General features: G+C 70.1%; 12 protein-coding genes. 3 read left to right on the top strand and 9 right to left on the bottom strand.

Annotated elements, in window-relative coordinates; translation table 11 throughout:
- The first annotated feature begins 434 nt into the window (after positions 1-434).
- Positions 435-2,672 (top strand): alpha-xylosidase, encoded by a 2,238-nt coding sequence (gene yicI, locus OG379_RS29695; RefSeq protein ID WP_405666036.1) that lies wholly within the window; start codon positions 435-437, stop codon positions 2,670-2,672.
- A 98-nt stretch (positions 2,673-2,770) separates the two neighbouring features.
- Here yicI and OG379_RS29700 read toward each other — a convergent pair whose 3' ends face one another.
- Both OG379_RS29700 and OG379_RS29705 read right to left on the bottom strand, forming a co-directional pair.
- Entirely contained in the window at positions 2,771-4,105 is a 1,335-nt protein-coding gene (locus tag OG379_RS29700; protein WP_405666037.1) for a diaminopimelate decarboxylase, read from the bottom strand.
- Between the two features lie 183 nt (positions 4,106-4,288).
- Positions 4,289-5,929: a PucR family transcriptional regulator gene (locus tag OG379_RS29705; RefSeq protein ID WP_405666039.1), complete on the bottom strand. Its 1,641-nt coding sequence runs from the start codon at positions 5,927-5,929 to the stop codon at positions 4,289-4,291.
- Between the two features lie 161 nt (positions 5,930-6,090).
- Here OG379_RS29705 and OG379_RS29710 point away from each other — a divergent pair, with 161 nt between their 5' ends.
- Positions 6,091-6,714: a histidine phosphatase family protein gene (locus tag OG379_RS29710; RefSeq protein ID WP_393764249.1), complete on the top strand. Its 624-nt coding sequence runs from the start codon at positions 6,091-6,093 to the stop codon at positions 6,712-6,714.
- Between the two features lie 6 nt (positions 6,715-6,720).
- Here the strand turns inward: OG379_RS29710 and OG379_RS29715 are convergent, their stop codons facing one another.
- The 7 genes from OG379_RS29715 to OG379_RS29745 form a co-directional block, all read right to left on the bottom strand.
- A complete protein-coding gene (locus tag OG379_RS29715) occupies positions 6,721-6,927 on the bottom strand; it encodes a DUF397 domain-containing protein (protein ID WP_393764247.1) in 207 nt (68 codons plus the stop codon).
- Positions 6,924-7,757, bottom strand: coding sequence for a Scr1 family TA system antitoxin-like transcriptional regulator (locus OG379_RS29720; RefSeq protein WP_405666040.1), 834 nt, complete (start codon positions 7,755-7,757; stop codon positions 6,924-6,926). The genes OG379_RS29715 and OG379_RS29720 overlap by 4 nt, the downstream gene beginning before the upstream one ends.
- Positions 7,758-7,774: 17 nt before the next feature.
- Positions 7,775-8,440, bottom strand: coding sequence for a signal peptidase I (gene lepB, locus OG379_RS29725; RefSeq protein ID WP_405666041.1), 666 nt, complete (start codon positions 8,438-8,440; stop codon positions 7,775-7,777).
- Positions 8,441-8,544: 104 nt separating this feature from the next.
- Positions 8,545-9,183 carry a class F sortase gene (locus OG379_RS29730; RefSeq protein WP_405666042.1) on the bottom strand — a complete coding sequence of 213 codons (639 nt, stop codon included), beginning with the start codon at positions 9,181-9,183 and terminating at the stop codon, positions 8,545-8,547.
- A 64-nt stretch (positions 9,184-9,247) separates the two neighbouring features.
- Entirely contained in the window at positions 9,248-9,955 is a 708-nt protein-coding gene (locus OG379_RS29735; protein WP_405666043.1) for a hypothetical protein, read from the bottom strand.
- A 184-nt stretch (positions 9,956-10,139) separates the two neighbouring features.
- Entirely contained in the window at positions 10,140-11,603 is a 1,464-nt protein-coding gene (locus OG379_RS29740; protein ID WP_405666044.1) for a hypothetical protein, read from the bottom strand.
- Positions 11,604-11,682: 79 nt separating this feature from the next.
- Entirely contained in the window at positions 11,683-15,531 is a 3,849-nt protein-coding gene (locus tag OG379_RS29745; RefSeq protein ID WP_405666045.1) for a GH92 family glycosyl hydrolase, read from the bottom strand.
- A 499-nt stretch (positions 15,532-16,030) separates the two neighbouring features.
- Here OG379_RS29745 and ngcE point away from each other — a divergent pair, with 499 nt between their 5' ends.
- A complete protein-coding gene (ngcE, locus tag OG379_RS29750) occupies positions 16,031-17,479 on the top strand; it encodes an N-acetylglucosamine/diacetylchitobiose ABC transporter substrate-binding protein (protein ID WP_405666046.1) in 1,449 nt (482 codons plus the stop codon).
- Positions 17,480-17,518 lie beyond the last annotated feature (39 nt).

Raw genomic sequence — 17,518 nt, forward strand, 5'->3', positions numbered from 1 at the left:
GCCAATTTGTTTGCTTGCAGTACTAATACGCCATCCAGCCAGTCGTTTCTAGACCATTTCCGTGACGTGTCGGTTACGTGGCGCCAACATGGCAGATCCGGGACGCTGTGCCATGGTTCGGTTTCTCGGGCAATACGGGAATTCCCACTGCCTACGGCCCTTCTCGGCCATATTTGTTTTGTGTACGATCAAAATCGAGAGGACCCGCAGCCGCGCTCGCCGCCGGCGCCCTGGCGTCCCGCCCAGCACCCCCGGATCGGCCAAGAGGGTCCGGCGATTGGGGGCGGCGTCGCGGGGCCGGGCACGCCCGTCTGCGGCGTTGTCGTCAGTCAACAACGCTCCGCGTTGCCTCCGTCCTCCGCCTGCAGCCGCCCGCACCCGACCCCGCTCCTTCACCCACCCCCCGATCGCCGGACCCTCTAAGGACCACCCCCATGAAGTTCACCGACGGTTTCTGGCAGATGCGCAGTGGTGTGCACGCCTCGTACGCCACGGAAGTCCGCGATGTCCGCCTCGACGACGACCGTCTCGCCGCCTACGCCGCCGTCAAGCGCGTCGAGCGCCGCGGCGACACCCTGAACGCTCCGCTGATCACCGTGGAGGCCCACGCCCCGGCCGAAGGCGTCATCGCGGTGCGCCTCACCCACCACGCCGGCAAGCGCCGCAAGGGCCCCGACTTCGAACTGCCGGGCGCCGCCCCGCAGTCCGCCGCCACCACCCGTACCGAGGGCGCGAGCGCCGAGCTGACCAGCGGCCCGCTCACCCTGCGGCTGCCCACCGAAGGCGCCTTCGGACTGGAGTTCCTCGACGCGGACGGCCGGGTCCTGACCTCCGCCGGCCGCAAGGGCAGCGCGTTCGCCACCGTCGACGACGGCAGCCACCACATGTTCGCCCAGCTCGCCCTCGGGGTCGGCGAGACCGTCCACGGCCTCGGTGAGCGCTTCACGCCGTACGTGAAGAACGGCCAGACCGTCGACATGTGGCAGGCGGACGGCGGCACCAGCAGCGAGCAGGCGTACAAGAACATCCCGTTCTACCTCTCCTCACGCGGCTACGGCGTCTTCGTCAACCACCCCGGCAAGGTCTCCTTCGAGGTCGGCTCCGAGGCCGTCGGCCAGGTGCAGTTCAGCGTCGAGGACCAGACGCTGGAGTACTTCGTCATCGCGGGGCCCACCCCGAAGGACGTCCTCTCCCGCTACGCCGCCCTCACCGGCCTCCCCGCCCTGCCTCCCGCGTGGTCGTTCGGCCTCTGGCTGACCACCTCCTTCACCACGTCGTACGACGAGGCCACCGTCACCTCCTTCGTCGACGGCATGGCCGAGCGCGGAATCCCGCTGAGCGTCTTCCACTTCGACTGCTTCTGGATGCGCGAGTACCAGTGGTGCGACTTCGAGTGGGACCCGGCCGTCTTCCCCGACCCGGAGGGCATGATCGCCCGGCTCAAGGACAAGGGCCTGAAGATCTGCGTCTGGATCAACCCGTACATCGGGCAGAAGAGTGCCCTGTACGAGGAGGGCGCGCGCGAGGGCTACTTCGTCCTCACCCCCGACGGCGACATCTGGCAGTGGGACAAGTGGCAGGCCGGCATGGCGCTGGTCGACTTCACCAACCCCGAGGCCACCGCCTGGTTCCAGAGCAAGCTCAAGGGCCTCCTCGACCAGGGCGTCGACGGCTTCAAGACCGACTTCGGCGAGCGCATCCCCACGGACGTCGTCTGGCACGACGGCTCCGACCAGGAGCGCATGCACAACTACTACACGCACCTCTACAACAAGGCCGTGTTCGAGCTCCTGGAGAAGGAGCGCGGTCAGGGCGAGGCCGTCCTCTTCGCCCGCTCGGCCGCCGCCGGCGGCCAGCAGTACCCGGTGCACTGGGGCGGCGACTGCTGGTCCTCCTTCGAGGCGATGGCGGAGTCCCTGCGTGGGGGTCTCTCCCTGTCGCTGTCCGGCTTCGGCTTCTGGAGCCACGACATCGGCGGCTTCGAGGGCACCCCCGACCCGGCCGTCTTCAAGCGCTGGCTCGCCTTCGGCCTCCTCTCCTCGCACAGCCGGCTGCACGGCTCGTCGTCGTACCGCGTGCCGTGGGAGTTCGGTGACGAAGCGGTGGACGTGGCCCGGCAGTTCACCCGCCTCAAGCACCGCCTCATGCCGTACCTCTACGGCGTGGCCGTCGAGGCCCACCGCACCGGCGTCCCGACGATGCGCCCGCTGCTGCTGGAGTTCCCGGACGACCCGACCGCCCGCACCGCGGACCGCGAGTACCTGCTGGGCCCGGACGTCCTCGTCGCCCCGGTCTTCACCGACGACGGCGAGGTCGAGTACTACGTGCCCGAGGGCACCTGGACCCACCTGCTGACGGGCGACACGGTCACCGGCCCCGCCTGGCGCCGAGAGACCCACGGCTTCGACAGCCTGCCCCTGCTGGTCCGCCAGGGCGCGGTCCTGGCCCTTGGCGCGGATGAGATCCGCCCGGACGGCGAGTGGCTCGACGGCCTCGAACTCCGCGTCTTCGCCCCCGCCGGGACGGGCGACTTCACCCGCACGGTGACCGTCCCCGACCGCACGGGCGCGGTGGCGGCGACCTACGAGGTGGTCCGCGAGGGCGGCGAGGTCCGTGTCACGACGGACACGGACCGGCCGTACACGGTCACGGTGGTGGGCGGGAAGGCCTGACACCCGGCCGCCCGCCGTCGCGTCCTCACGCCGGACCGCCCGCCCCTGCTGTCAGGGGGCGGGCGGTCCGCCGTGAAGCGGTTGGCGCCGCGGCCCCCTCACAGCGCCAGGAGGGCGTCCGCGTGGGAGAGGCCGCTCTCCTCGACGACTTCCCGCACGCTCTGGGCGTCGCGGACCGTGGCGAGGCGGACCTGCCCGGCGGAATCCGTCCGGTACCCGTACACAGCGGGTCTGGGCAGCGAGTTGTACGAGAAGTGGGAGGAGAAGTAGTACGCCCCGGTGTCGTACAGCGCCACCACGTCCCCGGGCTCGATGGCCGGGAGTTCGCGGGCCGTCGCGGTCAGGTCCCCTGCGAAGCAGCACGGTCCCGCGATGTCCACGACCTGGAGCGGCCCCTCCTTGGGACGGCCCGCGGCGTCGAACACGCCGACGCGCAGGGGCCAGGCCTCCGGCATGAACACCGTGCGGGTGGCCACCTGGGCTCCGGCGTGGGTGACCGCGATCCGCCGGCCGCCGGCCGACTTGGTGTACTCGACGACCGAACCGATGGTGCCGTTCTTCGCCAGCAGCGAGCGGCCGAACTCGGTGACGAGGACGTAGCGGCCGTCGAAGAGCCCCGGGGCCGCGTCGCGCAGTTCGGCGACGTGGTCGGCGTAGGTGGGGCGGTCGTCCTCGCTGTCGAAATTGACGGGCAGGCCGCCGCCGATGTCCAGGCCGGTGATCCGGGCGTGGCCCAGCTGCTTGTTGATCCGCTCCGCGAGCTCGTACGCGGCACCGACCCCCCGGGCGATGAGCGGGAGGGGGCAGCCCTGGGAACCGACGTGCGCGTGCAGGCGGTTGAGCCAGGGGCGCCGGGTGAAGGCGTCGATCACCGCGTCCACGGCCCCCGGGTCGCGCAGCGCGACGCCGAACTTGGACGTCGCGGTCGCGGTGCTCATCGCCCCGATGGCACCGGCGCCGACCTGAGGGTTCACCCGCAGTCCGACGGGGCCGGCGGGCTCGCGGCCGGCCAGCAGGCGGTCGACGCGCTCCAGTTCCTGGAAGTTGTCCACGTTGATCGCGATACCGCGCTCCAGCGCGAACTCCAGCTCCTCGACCGTCTTCGCGGGGCTGTCGAAGACCAGCCGGCCGGGGCTGAAGCCGGCCGCCAGCGCCTGTTCCAGCTCGCCGGGCGAGGCCACCTCGCAGCCCATCCCGGCCTCGGCGAGCAGCCGCAGCACCGGCACCAGCCCGCACGCCTTGGCCGCGAACGTGTGATGGACCGTGGCCGGTCCGTCGAACGCCTCGTTCAGCGCGTCCACCGCGGCCAGCACCCCGTCCACGTCGAGCAGGCCGATCAGGGGGGAGCCGGGGCCGAGCAGGCCCTTCTCGACTGCGCGGGCGAGCGCCGCCTCGCGGGCTCGCTCTCGCTGTGCTGCCGAAGCGGATGTCACCTGAAACACACTCCTACGTGGTGGGTCGCCCGTGCACCGCGCTCGTCCGGCCGCGGACCGTTGTGACCAGCTTCGGTGCGCGGAGCCCGGTACGTCTTCGTCCGCCACCACCGGACCTGGTCGATACACCTGTCCGGCGCCACAACTGAACGATCACGAGACCGGCCGTCCCACCGTCACGGCTCACCCGGTACGCCGGCCCAGACGCAGTCCGACGTCCGCCAGCAGCCGCACGGCCGGATCGGCCAGGTCCACGCCGAACAGCTCCCGGGCCCGGCGCAGCCGGTACCGCAGAGTGTTGGGGTGCACATTGAGGCGCCGCGCGGCGGCGGCCGTGTCACCGAAGGCGTCGAGGTGCGCGGCGACCGAGTCGCCGTACCGCGAGCCGTGCGCCCGGTCGTGCTCCATCATCGCGTGCACGGGGCCCGGCACCGCCCCCCACAGGGGCTCCACCCGGTCGAGCAGTCGCAGCACCGCAGCCTCGGCCGCCACCTCCTCGTACGACGCCACCGCCGACCCGGCCCTGGCAGCCGGCAGACGCGTGGCCCGTTCTCTCAGCACGCGCACCACCAGCTCCGCGGCCTCACGGGAGGCGGGCAGCTCCGCCAGGTCCGCCACCACGGGGCCGGCACCCGCGAAGACCACGCCTCGCGGCACCGAGCGCACCGTCGCCAGCAGCGTGCGCGCGGGATCCGTCTCCCCGCCCACGGCCGGCACCACGGCGTACAGCCGCCGCCCCGACCGCGCGGTCACACACCCCGGACGGTAGGCGGCGGCCTGCAACGCGAGTACGTCGAGCACCCGTTGCCCGGCGTCCCCCGGTGCGGTCTCCCGGCCGTCGTACACCTCCGCCACCATCACGGCGTGCGGCCGGTCCCGCGCGATCCCGATGTCGTGCGCCGCCTGCGTGCCGCCCGCCAGAAGCGCGTGCACGGCGCCCTCGCGCGCCCAGGTGGCGGCCCGGCCCCACGTCCGGTGGTGCGACAGATGCAGGACCGCGGCACGCCCCGCCGTCCGGAGCGCCGCCACCGCGTCCTCCGCCAGCGGCCGCCCGTCGGCGGCGGCCCATATCGAGCCGAGCACCTCGGATCCATGCCGCACCGCGACCGCGAGCCGCTCGGCGTACCGCCCGTCGGCGGGCAGCCGCACCACGTCGTCGGTGTTCCACAGGGCCTGGAAGAAGCCGCTCTCCCGCAGCTCGACGACCCGCCAGCGGGGCACCTCCTGGCCGAGGATCGTGAGCCTGCGCATCGGATCGGGCTCGTGGTCCATGCGCGAGTACGCCAGCACCCGCGACTGCGGGTCCTCGATCGTGATCGCGCCGCCGACGAGGTCCGCCACGGTGTTGGCCAGCCCCGCCAGGTCACCCAGCCGCGGCCCGCCCACCCCTGCCGCGCCCGCGGACCGGTCCGGCCCGCTGTGCACCAGCGCCGTCCGCAACCGGCCGAGCACCTCGGTCCAGCCCTGCCCGGGCCGCCGGGTCAGCAACGCCGTACGCCCCCGCTCCGCAGCCTCCAGCAGAGCCGTCCGCGGCCCGCGGGTGCCCCGCCGCATCACCACGGCCGCCGCCCCGGCACGGTCCGCGGCCCGCAGCACGTCGACCGCGTCGGGCGAGGCGACCTCGACGCCGACCGCGAGCAGGACCAGCCCGGTGGCCACCCAGACCTCCTCGTCCCGCTCCTCACCCGGATCGTGCAGGACCACATCGGACACCGGCACGCCGGTGCCGCACGGTGCCACGACGACGTCGAGCGTCCCGGCGGCGATCAGCGCGAGGAGCTGGGCCAGTGTGGGGCCGAAGCCGTCCGTCTCGGAGATGCGCATCGGCTCATCCTCGCCGCTCGCCGTCCCGGACTGCCATGCCCCGGGTCCAAGACACCGGGGCGAGCCGCCCCTCGCCGGGCCTGATGGAATGCGATCGTTGGCGCGCAGGTTGGCACCAGCGGTACATACGCACGAGTACGGCACAGAGAGCGGAAGCATCCATGGGCGAGTTGATCCTGATCAGGCACGGCGAGACCGAGTGGTCCCGGTCCGGCCAGCACACGAGCTGGACCGACCTGCCCCTCACCGAGCTCGGTGAACGCCAGGCCCGCGCCCTCGTCCCGCTCCTCGCCGAGCGCGAGATCGGGCTCACCCTGGTCAGCCCCTACCTCCGCGCCCGCCGCACCGCCGAACTGGCGGGTCTGCCGACACCCCGCGAGACGCCGGACCTGCGGGAGTGGGACTACGGGGCGTACGAGGGCATCACCACGGTCGAGATCCGCCGCACCCGCCCCGACTGGAACCTCTGGACCGACGGTGTCGCACCGGGCCCCGAGGAGCACCCGGGAGAGAGCCCGAAGGAGGTCGGCGACCGGGCGGACCGGATCCTGGCAGAGGTTCGCGCGGCGGCGTCCCGTCTCGGCGAGGCGGACATCGCGCTGGTCGCCCACTCGCACTTCCTGCGCGTACTCACCGCGCGCTACCTGGGGCTGACCCCCGCGAGCGGGGAGCTCTTCCAGCTCGCCACGGGCGCGGTCTCCCGCCTCGGCACGGAACACGGCAAGCCGGTCGTGACGGCACTGAACATGGCGCTGCCGGAGAGGCTGTTCAACGCCATCGACTGACAGGCCTCAGAGCGAGCCGGCCCTGAGGGCCTCCACGAACTGCGCCCAGCGGGCGGCGCCGAACGCCAGCGCGGGGCCGTCGGGGGCCTTGCTGTCGCGGACGGGGACGACACCGGGGAAGCCGTCTGCGATCTCGACGCACTCGCCGCCGTCGCCGTTGCTGTACGACGCCTTGCGCCAGGCAGCTGTACTCAGGTCGGGCGTGGTGGTCATGGCGTCAGGAACTCCTTCGCCGCCGAGGCGATCCGGTCCAGGGACGCCTCCGGCGACAACGCGGCAGCCCTGGCCAGATCGTAGGCGGAGCTGTGCTGTGCCACCAGTACGGGCTCCTCGATGAGTTGGCCGTTGTACGCGGACTCCGTGTACACGACGGCGGGAGCCTCGGTGAACTGCATCAGCGTCATCGACGCATGGAGCAGGGGGCACGCGCCGGCGGAGAACGGGAGCACCTGGGTGATCAGTCCGGGACGAGACGCCGTCTGCTCGGCAAGGTGGTTGAGCTGCTCTCCCATCACCGCGTCCCCACCCACCGGGACGAGCAGGGCGGCTTCGTGCATCACCAGCCAGAGCACGGGCGCGGCAGGGGAGTCGAGGAGCGATGCCCGCTCCATCCTGGTGCGAACGTGCCCCTCGATGACGTCTTGGCCGGCGAACGGGTGGGCGGACCGGGTGAGTGCCCGCGCGTAGGACTCGGTCTGCAGGAGGCCCATGACGAGCATCGACGTGAAGCTGCCGATGAACGAGGCCTGCAGCTGGAGCTCGGCCGCATCCGCGAAGTACCCCGCCACCTTCGACGTACGCGCCAGCCGACACAGCCGCTGGAGGTGCTCGCCGCTCCCCAGCACCTCGTCCAGCGCGCGTGAGATCTCCTCCTGCGGGCGCCGCTCGCCCGCCTCGAAGAGCCCGATGTAGGTGCCCGAGCAGAACACCCGCTCGCCCAGATCGTTCTGCGACAGCCCCGCCCCCTCGCGCAGGCGGCGCAGCTCCGCGCCGTAGAAGGCACGGGGATTGGCGTACGGGTCCAGGTCCTTCGGCAGCGGCATGCTGCGGAAGGTATCGGCTACCCCACCCCGGTATGCCAGATATCTGTGGACGTCACCCGGACGGGTGGCCGGCGCTTCCCCCGCGCGGCAATCCCCGTCACGAGTGCGGCGACGAGCAGCAGCAGACCGAGCAGCATCGTCAGCCCCAGCCTCGCGGGGCCCGCGCGGTCGTCAAGGGCCCGTGCCACAACGGTCGTCGACGGTACGGTGCCCGACCGGTCGTCCAGGAAGTAGCGGGAATCCCTGGCGTTGGCGCGGAAGTCGCCGAGCACGAAGAGGCGTCCCTCGGGGACCACCACGTCGTAACCGGGCGCCATGCCGGACGGATCGCCGTCCTTGACGTACGGCTCCGTGAGTGTGGTGCCGTTCAAGGTCAGGGGAGCGCCCGGCTGTTGTGCGACACGGTCTCCGCCGACGCCGATCACCCGTCCGAGCGTGGCGAGGCCCTGATAGCGCTCCGGGACGCGGTACAGGACCACATCCCCGCGCCGTACCTCATCCGCGTCGATCCGTTGGAGGGCGACGCGCTCGCCGATGGAGTACGTCGGCTCCATGGAACTGCCGGACACCTCCGCGGACGTGTAGCCCGTCGCGAACAGCACCACGGGTCCCGCCAGTAGCAGTGCCCCGATGGCGCCCGAGGTCCAGGCGGCCCGTCGCAGCCCTCGTCCCGCCCGGCTCATGCTTCCCCCTTCGCACGTGAGTGCGTGCGAGAGGCTAGCGCAACGGCGGACGGCCGGTACCTCGCCCCCGAGGTACCGGCCGGTTCCGTGCGGCGTGCCCGGTTTCAGGCCGCCTTCTTCTTCAGAGAGGTGAGGTGGGCGAAGACGACGACGTTGGCGGAGTAGCCGTTCTTCTTGTCGAAGCGTCCGCCGCACGTCAGAAGCCTGAGCTCCGGACGGCCGGTGGCGCCGTACACCTTGTCGTCGGGGAACTCGTCCTTCGTGTAGGTCTTCACCTTGTCCACGGTGAAGACCGCGGTCCGCTTGTCCGCCCGGGTGACCTTCACCGTGTCCCCGCGGCGAAGGGCGTTGAGGTTGAGGAAGATCGCCGGCCCCGTCGCGGTGTCCCGGTGACCGACGAGCAGTGAGGTTCCCGCTTCTCCGGGGGACGGGCCCTTGCTGTACCACCCGACCAGCTTGGGCTTGCTCAGCGGCGGGGCGCCGAGCCTGCCCTTCCTGTCGAGGGCGAGGCCGGTGACCGGGGCCTCGATGAAGATCGCGGGGACGGCGACCTTCACCGGCCGGGAGTGCACCAGCGGGGCATGCGATGCGGGCACCGCCTTCTGCGGCTTGTGCGGTGCCCTCCGGAACGGCGGTGCCCCGCCGCCCGCGGCGTCGCTGCCGCGGGCGGCGGTGACCGACGAGGCGTCCTCGGGCGAGTCGGAACTCGCCCACACGACGCCGGTCACCAGCGAGAAGGTCACGCACAGGGTGATCGTGAGCCGGCATGCACGGCTCGGTCCCCGTCGTCGCCGTCGGCCGCGCGGGTTATGCCTCGTTGCGGGCACGACGGCGCGCGGATCGACGGACCATGATCAGCCCCGCGATACCGGCGGCACCGGCGACCAGCGCTGCCGAGGTGCCGACGTTCGACTCACCCTCGGAGCTGACGCTCTCCATGTCCGGGACGCCGCCGCCACCCGCCGGCACCGCGCCGGACGGCTTCTCGTAGATAGCGTCGGACTTCTTCTCGCTGCTCTTCTCGCTGTCCTTCTCGGCACCCGACTCCGAGTCGCGCTGGCTGCCTTCCTCGCGGCCGCCGCCCTGACCCGGCCTGGGGGCGCAGTCGACCTCGAAGCTCCTCTGCTTCGGGCCCGCCGGGACGGTCCACACCAGCTGGTACGTGCCCTCCGGGAGCAGGTACTGCTGGCTGCGGGCCTGGCCGTTCACGAGGGGGAGGGTGCCCAGCAGCGTGTCGCCCGGGGGGACGGTCGGGGGCTGCTCGGTGATCGTCCAGGGGACGGAGGGGAAGGACTCGAAGTTGCTCGCCTTGAGCACGAACTTGCAGACCTGGACGCCGTCGCGGTCACCACGCGAGTGCCACCCGACCGAGGTGACCTCGACGTCGCCGCTGTCCCCGGGCAGGGCGTAGGCGGCGGGGGCTCCGGCCAGAGTGACGCCGGCGACGGCGGCAGCGGCGGCCAACGTGACGCCCGTGCGGGCGCTGCGGGAGCGGGCGGAAGTGGAAATGCGCATGCTGGGCTCCTTCAAGCCGAGATGATTGTCGTACTGATCACCTGATCGCCTAAGAGATGACATGGATCGTCAAAAGAGTCTGTCGGGACACCGTAAAAACGCCCAAAAGTACCCTGACTAGCCGATAGCAGTCAGTGGATCCCCAGGTGGAAGTCGTCCGAGGACCCGGAAAGGGAAGAGCGGATCAGGCGGACCGACGCCGCCGCCGCAGGCAGGCGACCGTCAGCGCCAGGGCTGCGGCAACACCCGCAGCGACCGAGCCCCAGACGGCGGGGCGCAGGAAGGCCCGGTAGACCGGGGCGGGCGAGGCGTCGAGCGGGATGACCGCGGTGTCGTTGCCGGGGGTGCGGTCGTAGGGGTTGTAGGTCCGGATCGTGCCCCGGGCACCCGCGACCTGACGGTCGATGCGGACGTGGAACACGATGGCCGTCGTGCCGTCGTCCTCCTCCGCCCAGGAGAAGGCCTCACCGCCGAGGTCGCAGACGAAGGCCCCGCCGGGCTTCTCCGGCTGCTCGCACCCCCACTTCAGGTCGCTGTCCTCGAAGGAGTACGGAACGGCGGTGACCGTGGTGCCTTCCGGCGGGACCACCTCGAAGCGGCCCTTCACCTCGTCGCCCAGCAGCTTGCCGGGGCCCAGGTTCCGCGCCCCGAGCCGCACCTCCACCGTGTCGCCGACGCGTCCACGGACGGTCCCGGTGACCGGGCGGTGGTCGGCCTGGACCGTGGTCCCGACCCGGACGGTGCCGTTGACGCCGTCGAACCGGCCGCCCTCCGCGCGGACCAGGGTGAGGGGGGCGCCCGTACCGCGCGCGGTGTGGCCGGCGGGCCTCGTAGGGGCCGACGACCAGGTGTAGGAGAGCGTGCCGGACAGTTCCTTCTCCGCGGCGACGTAGGCGAGCGGGGCGCTGGTGCGGTACGCGGCGCCCGGTGCGGCCTTCGTGGGGAACACGCACCACGCCGAAGTGGGGGAGGCGCCCTCGTAATAGCAGTTGCTGTGACGGTTCTTGAGGGTGAGGCCGCCTGACGTGGTGATGTGCAGGGCGACGCCCCGGTCCGCGGCGAACCGGGTGTGGTTGGCGAACTCCGGTGTCAGCGGGGCGGGTCGGCCCGGCTCGACACCGCTCACCTTCAGCTCCTCGTCGGGCGCGTCCAGCGTGGGCCCGCCGACGACCATGCGCGTGGTGCCGGTGACGGGCGCCGCGTTCTCGGCGCTCGCCGTGTAGGTGACCGTGCCGCTGTCGCCCGGCTTCACGCCGTCCAGCCCGAGGATGTCGAAGGGCGCGTTGCTCTCGCCGTCGTTCTGCAGCGTGCCGTACTCGCAGGTGTAGATCCAGCCGCTGCCGGTGCAGTTCCCGTAACCGCCCTCGCCCACGCGGGCGATGCCCTTGAGTCCCGACGCGTCCACCACGACCTTGATGTCGCGGGCCGGTTCCTTGTTGCCCGGGACGACGGAGACCGGCACCTGGAAGTCCCCGTTCGTGGCCCCGGCTCCCTCGTCCGCGTTGTAGACGACCATGGTGCGCGGCACGTCCTCCAGGCTCAGCGCGACGGCGTCCGACGCGGTCGCGGAGGCCGGCGCGAAGGCCGTCGCGAGAAGCGCGGCCAGAGCCGCGCGTCCGGTGATCCGCGCCCATATCCGTGAAGCCATGCGGAGCACTATGCCACCGGGGGCCGGCCACCCGCTCGTGCGGACGGCCGGCCCCCGGCTCTCGACTCCCCTCAGGCGGTCAGGAGATCAGCTCGATCTCCGCGAGCGTCGCAGCGGCCGTGCTCACCAGCCGGTACTTCGCGTACGCCTTCGGTGCCTGCACCGAGAACACCCGGGTCTGCTTGTCCCAGGCGAACGTCTGGCCGGACCTCTTGTCGATGTCCTTCCAGGACGTGCCGTCCGCCGACCCCTGCAGCACCCAGCCTGTCGGGGCCTTCGCCGCCGTGGCCGAGGTCAGCGTGTACTGCACGGCCTTCGTGCCGTCGGCGGCCGGCAGGTCCACCGACTCGACCGAGGCCGAGGTGGCGGAGGTGTTGTCGTACAGCGCGCCGTCGCCCTTGAGCACGTCACCCTTCGGCGTCGGCACCTTGTCGTCCTTGGTGACGGAGACCGGGGCCGCGTTCTTGCCCGTGCCCCACGCCGAGGGCTTGGAGCCCATGTCGAACTCCAGCACGCCGCCCTTGGCGAGCAGGTCGTGCGGCAGCGAAGTGGAGGTCCACTTCTTGCCGTTGACCTTCAGCCCCTGGACGTAGATGTTCGTCGCGCTGTTCTTCGGAGCCTTGACGACCAGGTCGCGGCCGTTCTCCAGGTGCACGGTCGTCTTCGTGAAGAGCGGCGAGCCGATGGCGTACTCACCGCTGCCCATGACCAGCGGGTAGAAGCCGAGCGAGGAGAAGAGGAACCAGGCCGACTGCTCGCCGTTGTCCTCGTCGCCGTGGTAGCCCTGGCCGATCTCGCTGCCGGTGTACAGACGGCCGAGGACCTCGCGGACCTTCTCCTGCGTCTTCCAGGGCTGCGAGGCCGCGTCGTACATGTACGTGGCGTGGTGCGCGACCTGGTTGCTGTGGCCGTACTGGCCCATCCGCACGTCGCGCGCCTCGGTCATCTCGTGGATGACGCCGCCGTACGAGCCGACGAACTCGGGTCCGGCCGTCTCCGGGGTCGAGAAGTACGTGTCCAGCTTCTTCGCCAGACCGTCACGGCCGCCGTAGAGGTTGGCCAGGCCCCGGCTGTCCTGCGGGGCGGTGAAGGCGTAGCCCCAGCCGTTGGTCTCCGTGTAGTCGTAGCCCCAGACGCGGGGGTCGTACTGGTCGGAGGGGAGGCGCCAGTCGCCGTTCGGCTTCTTGCCCTGGAAGAAGCCGGCCTTGTCGTCGAAGAGCTTGACGTAGTTCTGCGCGCGGTTGAGGAAGTACTCGGACTCCTCCTTGTAGCGCTGCTTCTTCGTCTTCTTGTAGAGGGCCTGGCCCATCTGCGCGATGCCGTAGTCGTTGAGGTAGCCCTCCAGCGACCAGGACAGGCCCTCGTGCGTCTCGGTGTTCGCGTAACCGGTGAAGACCGAGGTGTCCATGCCCTTGCGGCCGACGCCCGAGGACGGCGGGGTGACCGTGGCGTTCTTGACCGCCGCGTCGTACGCCGCCTCGGCGTCGAAGTCGACACCCTTGACGTACGCGTCGGCGAAGGCCACGTCGGAGCTGGTCCCGGTCATCAGGTCGGAGTAGCCGGGGGAGGACCAGCGGGAGATCCAGCCGCCGTCCTTGTACTGCTGGACGAAGCCGTCGACCATCTTGCCGGCCTGCTTCGGCGTGAGGAAGGAGTACGCCGGCCAGGTCGTCCGGTAGGTGTCCCAGAAACCGTTGTTGACGTACACCTCACCCTTGACGATCTTCGCGCCGGTGTGGGTCGGGGTGTCAGTGCCGGTCTGCGGCGAGAAGGGGCTCGCGTAGGTGCTCCTGCCGTCGACCTGCTCGAAGCCCGAGTTCGGGTAGAGGTAGAGCCGGTACAGGCTGGAGTAGAGCGTGGTCAGCTGGTCGGCGTTCGCGCCCTCGACCTCGACCTTGCCGAGGATCTTGTCCCAGGCCTTCTGCGCGTTCTTCCGGACCTTGGAGAAGGAGTCCTTCGCCGGCAGCTCCATGGCGAGGTTCTTCTTCGCCTGGTCGACGCTGATGAGCGAGGTGGCCAGGCGCAGGCCGACCTTGCGGTCCTTGCCCGCGTCGAAGCGGAAGAAGCCGGTGACGTCGTCTCCGCCGCCGCCCTTCAGCTTGCCGCTGTCGGTGACCGGCGCGTCGAAGGAGCCGTATACGAAGAGGCGTGTCGCTCCGGTGGAGCCGCCGCTCTTCACATCGGAGTAGCCGGTGAAGGAACCGGTCTTCGCGTCGAGGGTGAGGCCGCCGTCGTTGGAGACGTTGTCGAAGACGAGGCTCGCGTCGTCACCGGGGTAGGTGAACTGCATGCGGGCCGCGTGGTCGGTGGGCGTCATCTCGGCCTTGAGGCCGTTCTCGAACGTCACCCCGTAGTAGTGCGGGGTCGCCGTCTCGTTCTCGTGGCGGAACGGCAGCGCGCGGGCCTTGCGGGAGGCGTCGGGGGTGCCGGAGGCCGCCGAGGGCATCATCTGGAAGGTCTGGCGGTCGCCCATCCAGGGGCTCGGCTCATGGCTGGCGCTGAACGCCTGCAGCGTGGGCAGGTTGTCCTCGTTGTTGCCCCGCGCGTAGTCGTACAGCCAGCTCGTGGAGCCCGCGTTGGTCACCGGCGTCCAGAAGTTGAAGCCGTGCGGGACCGCGGTCGCGGGGAAGTTGTTGCCGCGCGAGAAGCCGCCGCTGGAGTTGGTGCCGCGCACGGTCGACGCGTAGTCCGAGAGGTGCGCCTTGCGCTTCTCCGGAGCCTTCGGGGCGATCGTGACGTCGTCGATCCAGCCCTGGAACTTCGACGGCCCCTTGGGGGAGTCGTACGCCACCAGGATCCGGTCGACGGTCTTGCCCGCCGCGACCGTGCCGATCCGCGAGGCGACCTTGTTCCACTGGTTCACGTACAGCCGCTTGGCGTCGGCCTGGCCCTGCGGGGTGAGCAGCCCGCCGTGGCTGTCGGTGGCCTTGAGCTCGCTCAGGTAGGTGCCGTCGGTGAAGGCCAGGTCCACCGCGACGTGCGTCGCGGGGTAGTCGAGGTCCGTCTCGGCCATCTGCGGGTAGACCAGGTAGGACAGCTGGGTGTCCTTGGTGACCGCCGTATTGACGTCGAAGACCTTGTTGTACGAGTAGGCGTGTCCGTCGGGCTTGTGCGTGCCCGCGTAGCGCAGCGCCTTCTTTCCTGTGAACCCGGCGCCCTGCTTGGCCGTGGGGGAGCCCGAGGGGCCACGGTCGGCCTGCGTGCGCATGTCGTCGGGGGCGGGGGTGGAGGTGTCCCCGTCCGAGAACTGCACGTCGGCGAGCTGGAGGGCGTCGGACGCGCCGTTGTTCTTCGTGAACTCCAGCCGGAAGTGCTGGTAGGCGGTGTCCGTCGTGAAGTCGTACGACTTGGTCTGGAGGCGCTCGGAGAACGTCTGGCCGGTCCGGGTGTCCAGGTCCGTCCAGGTCTTGCCGTCCGCGGAGCCCTTCAGGGTCCAGTCCTTGGGGTCCCGCTCGTCGTGGTCGTTGGCCGAGGTGAGGGCGTACGTCACGACCTCGGTGGGCTCGACGAGGTCGAACTCGACCCAGCCCGTGGGCTGGAAGGCCAGCCACTTGGTGCCGGGCTCGACATCGACCAGGTTCTCCTTGACCTCACCACCGTCGGTGTTCTCGCCGCTGGCACGGAGATCCGTGACCTGATCGGTGATATTGCCCGGTATTCCGGCGGAGAATCCGCCGTCGACACCCGATGCCCTCTTCTTTCCGTCGACGCCTTCTTCGACGGTATTGCGCCAGTCAGGCTGCTTTTCGTCCGCCTCGAACGAGGAGCTGAACGAGGTGTCGCCGGAAGGCCTCTTGGTGGCGCCGGAGGGCTGTGCGAGCGCCGCGGTGGGGGCCGCCAGGGCGAGGACGAGAGAGGCCGCGAGGACCGCGGCGGAGCGGTTGTGTCTGTGGCGAGGGCCGTGCTGAGGACCACGTAGGGGCTGCATACGGAGCCGTTCCTCCCGGGGGCATGCTTTGGACAACGTTGTCATTCGAGGATGCGGGTTCCAGTAGGGAGCCAAGTGACGGGATGTGTCAAGGGTGTTGCACGGTGTCGACGCCGGTGATTCGACCGTATTGCGGAAAAAGGCGATTCCGCGCGAAGGCGCGCGGTGCCGAGGTGTCCGTGAGGTCTCAACTCGGGAAAGACTGCCGCTCAACCATGCATTCGATCTTGCTCAGTTGGCGGCAAGTGGACTATACCTGTCGGCGTCTGCACAGCCGCTTCACAACGGCACGCGGGCACGGGGGAGGGTGGAACAGCTGTGGGCGCCGCGAGGCGTTCTGCCGTACGTTCCCCCGAAACTCCCCCACTGCACCTGGTAATCCGGCAATCTGCACGACCCAAGCGCAACTGACCGCGGTGGCGGTGCCCTTCGCCTGAGGCGAATTCTCTACGGGTGACCGGTACACCGCCTGAGTCCTGGAGAAGGCGAGGACTTGAGCATGGGATCCACCTCCGGCCGCACGAATGAGGGCCTTGGCCGTCGCGATGTGATCAAGCGTTCTGCCGCACTCGGCCTGATCGCTGTTCCGACGATGAGCTTCCTGTCGGCGTGCGCGAGCAGCGACGGCGGAAGTGACGAGAAGGTCGAGAAGGGCACCAAGAGCGCGAAGAACCCGCTCGGTGTCAATGAGACCGCAGCCCTCGAGGTCGTCATCTTCAACGGTGGCTTCGGCGAGCAGTACGCCATCGACGCCGAGAAGAAGTTCAACGAGGCCTTCCCCAAGGCACCCAAGGTCAAGCACTCCTCGACCGAGAAGATCCAGTCGATCCTGCAGCCGCGCTTCAACGGCGGCACCCCGCCGGACCTGATCGACAACTCGGGTGCCGAGCAGATGGACATGGGTGTCCTGGTCGGCAAGAAGCAGCTGGCCGACCTGACGCCGCTGATGGACGCCCCGTCCTACGACGACCCGGCGAAGAAGGTCCGCGACACGCTGCGCCCCGGTGTCCTGGAGATGGGCCAGTTCGACGGCGACCCGGTCTGGATCATGTACTACGCGTACACGGTCTACGGGGTCTGGTACTCCCAGACCAACCTCGAGAAGCTCGACGCGGCGTACCCGGAGACCTGGGACGACATGCTCGCGCTCTGTGCCAAGGCGAAGAAGAAGGGCATCGCCGGCTGGACGTACCCGGGCAAGTACCCGTACTACCTGCCGTTCTCGCTCTACCCCTTCATCGCCAAGATCGGCGGCCGCGAGGTCCTCGACAAGATCGACAACCTGGAGCCCAACGCCTGGAAGGACCCGGCCGTCAAGGCCGCCTTCGAGGCGTACTACGAGCTCTTCCAGAAGGGCTACATCCTCAAGGGCACGCCCGGTCTGACGCACATCCAGTCGCAGACCGAGTGGACCAAGGGCAAGGCGCTCTTCATCCCGAACGGCTCGTGGGTGGAGAACGAGGCCGCGCCCACCACGCCCGAGGACTTCAAGATGATGGTCGGGGCCCCGTCCAGCCTGGACTCCTCCGACAAGATGCCCTTCGGGACCCTCTGGGCGTCCGGCGGTGAGCCGTTCATCGTGCCGGCGAAGTCGAAGAACCCCGAGGGCGGCATGGAGCAGCTGCGCATCATGCTCAGCGAGGAGTCCTCCAAGAACTTCACCAAGTCGGTCAAGTCCCTCAGCGCCTTCAACGGCGGCACCGACGGGCTGACGCTCTCCACCGCGCTGCAGTCCGGCGTCGACGTCCTGGCCAAGGCCGGCGACAACGTGGTGAACCCGCGCATGCAGGACTGGTACGTGAAGCTGCAGAAGGAGCAGATCGGTATCGCCGGCATCGGCGAGATGATGGCCGGCCGCGCGACCCCGGCGGAGACCATCAAGAAGATCCAGGCCTTCGCGGACGCGGCGGCCAAGGACGAGTCCATCAAGCACTACAAGCACCAGTGAGCAACCGTCACCAGCGGCGGCACCCGCTCGGAAATCGGG

The organism is Streptomyces sp. NBC_01166 (genome assembly GCF_045039765.1).
Lineage (GTDB): Bacteria > Actinomycetota > Actinomycetes > Streptomycetales > Streptomycetaceae > Streptomyces.

Bases quoted from the DNA above. Each gene is read 5' to 3' on its own strand.
- yicI (WP_405666036.1), top strand. From the start codon at position 435: ATGAAGTTCACCGACGGTTTCTGGCAGATGCGCAGTGGTGTGCACGCC.
- OG379_RS29705 (WP_405666039.1), bottom strand. From the start codon at position 5,929: ATGCGCATCTCCGAGACGGACGGCTTCGGCCCCACACTGGCCCAGCTC.
- OG379_RS29710 (WP_393764249.1), top strand. From the start codon at position 6,091: ATGGGCGAGTTGATCCTGATCAGGCACGGCGAGACCGAGTGGTCCCGG.
- OG379_RS29715 (WP_393764247.1), bottom strand. From the start codon at position 6,927: ATGACCACCACGCCCGACCTGAGTACAGCTGCCTGGCGCAAGGCGTCG.
- OG379_RS29720 (WP_405666040.1), bottom strand. From the start codon at position 7,757: ATGCCGCTGCCGAAGGACCTGGACCCGTACGCCAATCCCCGTGCCTTC.
- lepB (WP_405666041.1), bottom strand. From the start codon at position 8,440: ATGAGCCGGGCGGGACGAGGGCTGCGACGGGCCGCCTGGACCTCGGGC.
- OG379_RS29735 (WP_405666043.1), bottom strand. From the start codon at position 9,955: ATGCGCATTTCCACTTCCGCCCGCTCCCGCAGCGCCCGCACGGGCGTC.
- OG379_RS29740 (WP_405666044.1), bottom strand. From the start codon at position 11,603: ATGGCTTCACGGATATGGGCGCGGATCACCGGACGCGCGGCTCTGGCC.
- OG379_RS29745 (WP_405666045.1), bottom strand. From the start codon at position 15,531: ATGCAGCCCCTACGTGGTCCTCAGCACGGCCCTCGCCACAGACACAAC.
- ngcE (WP_405666046.1), top strand. From the start codon at position 16,031: ATGGGATCCACCTCCGGCCGCACGAATGAGGGCCTTGGCCGTCGCGAT.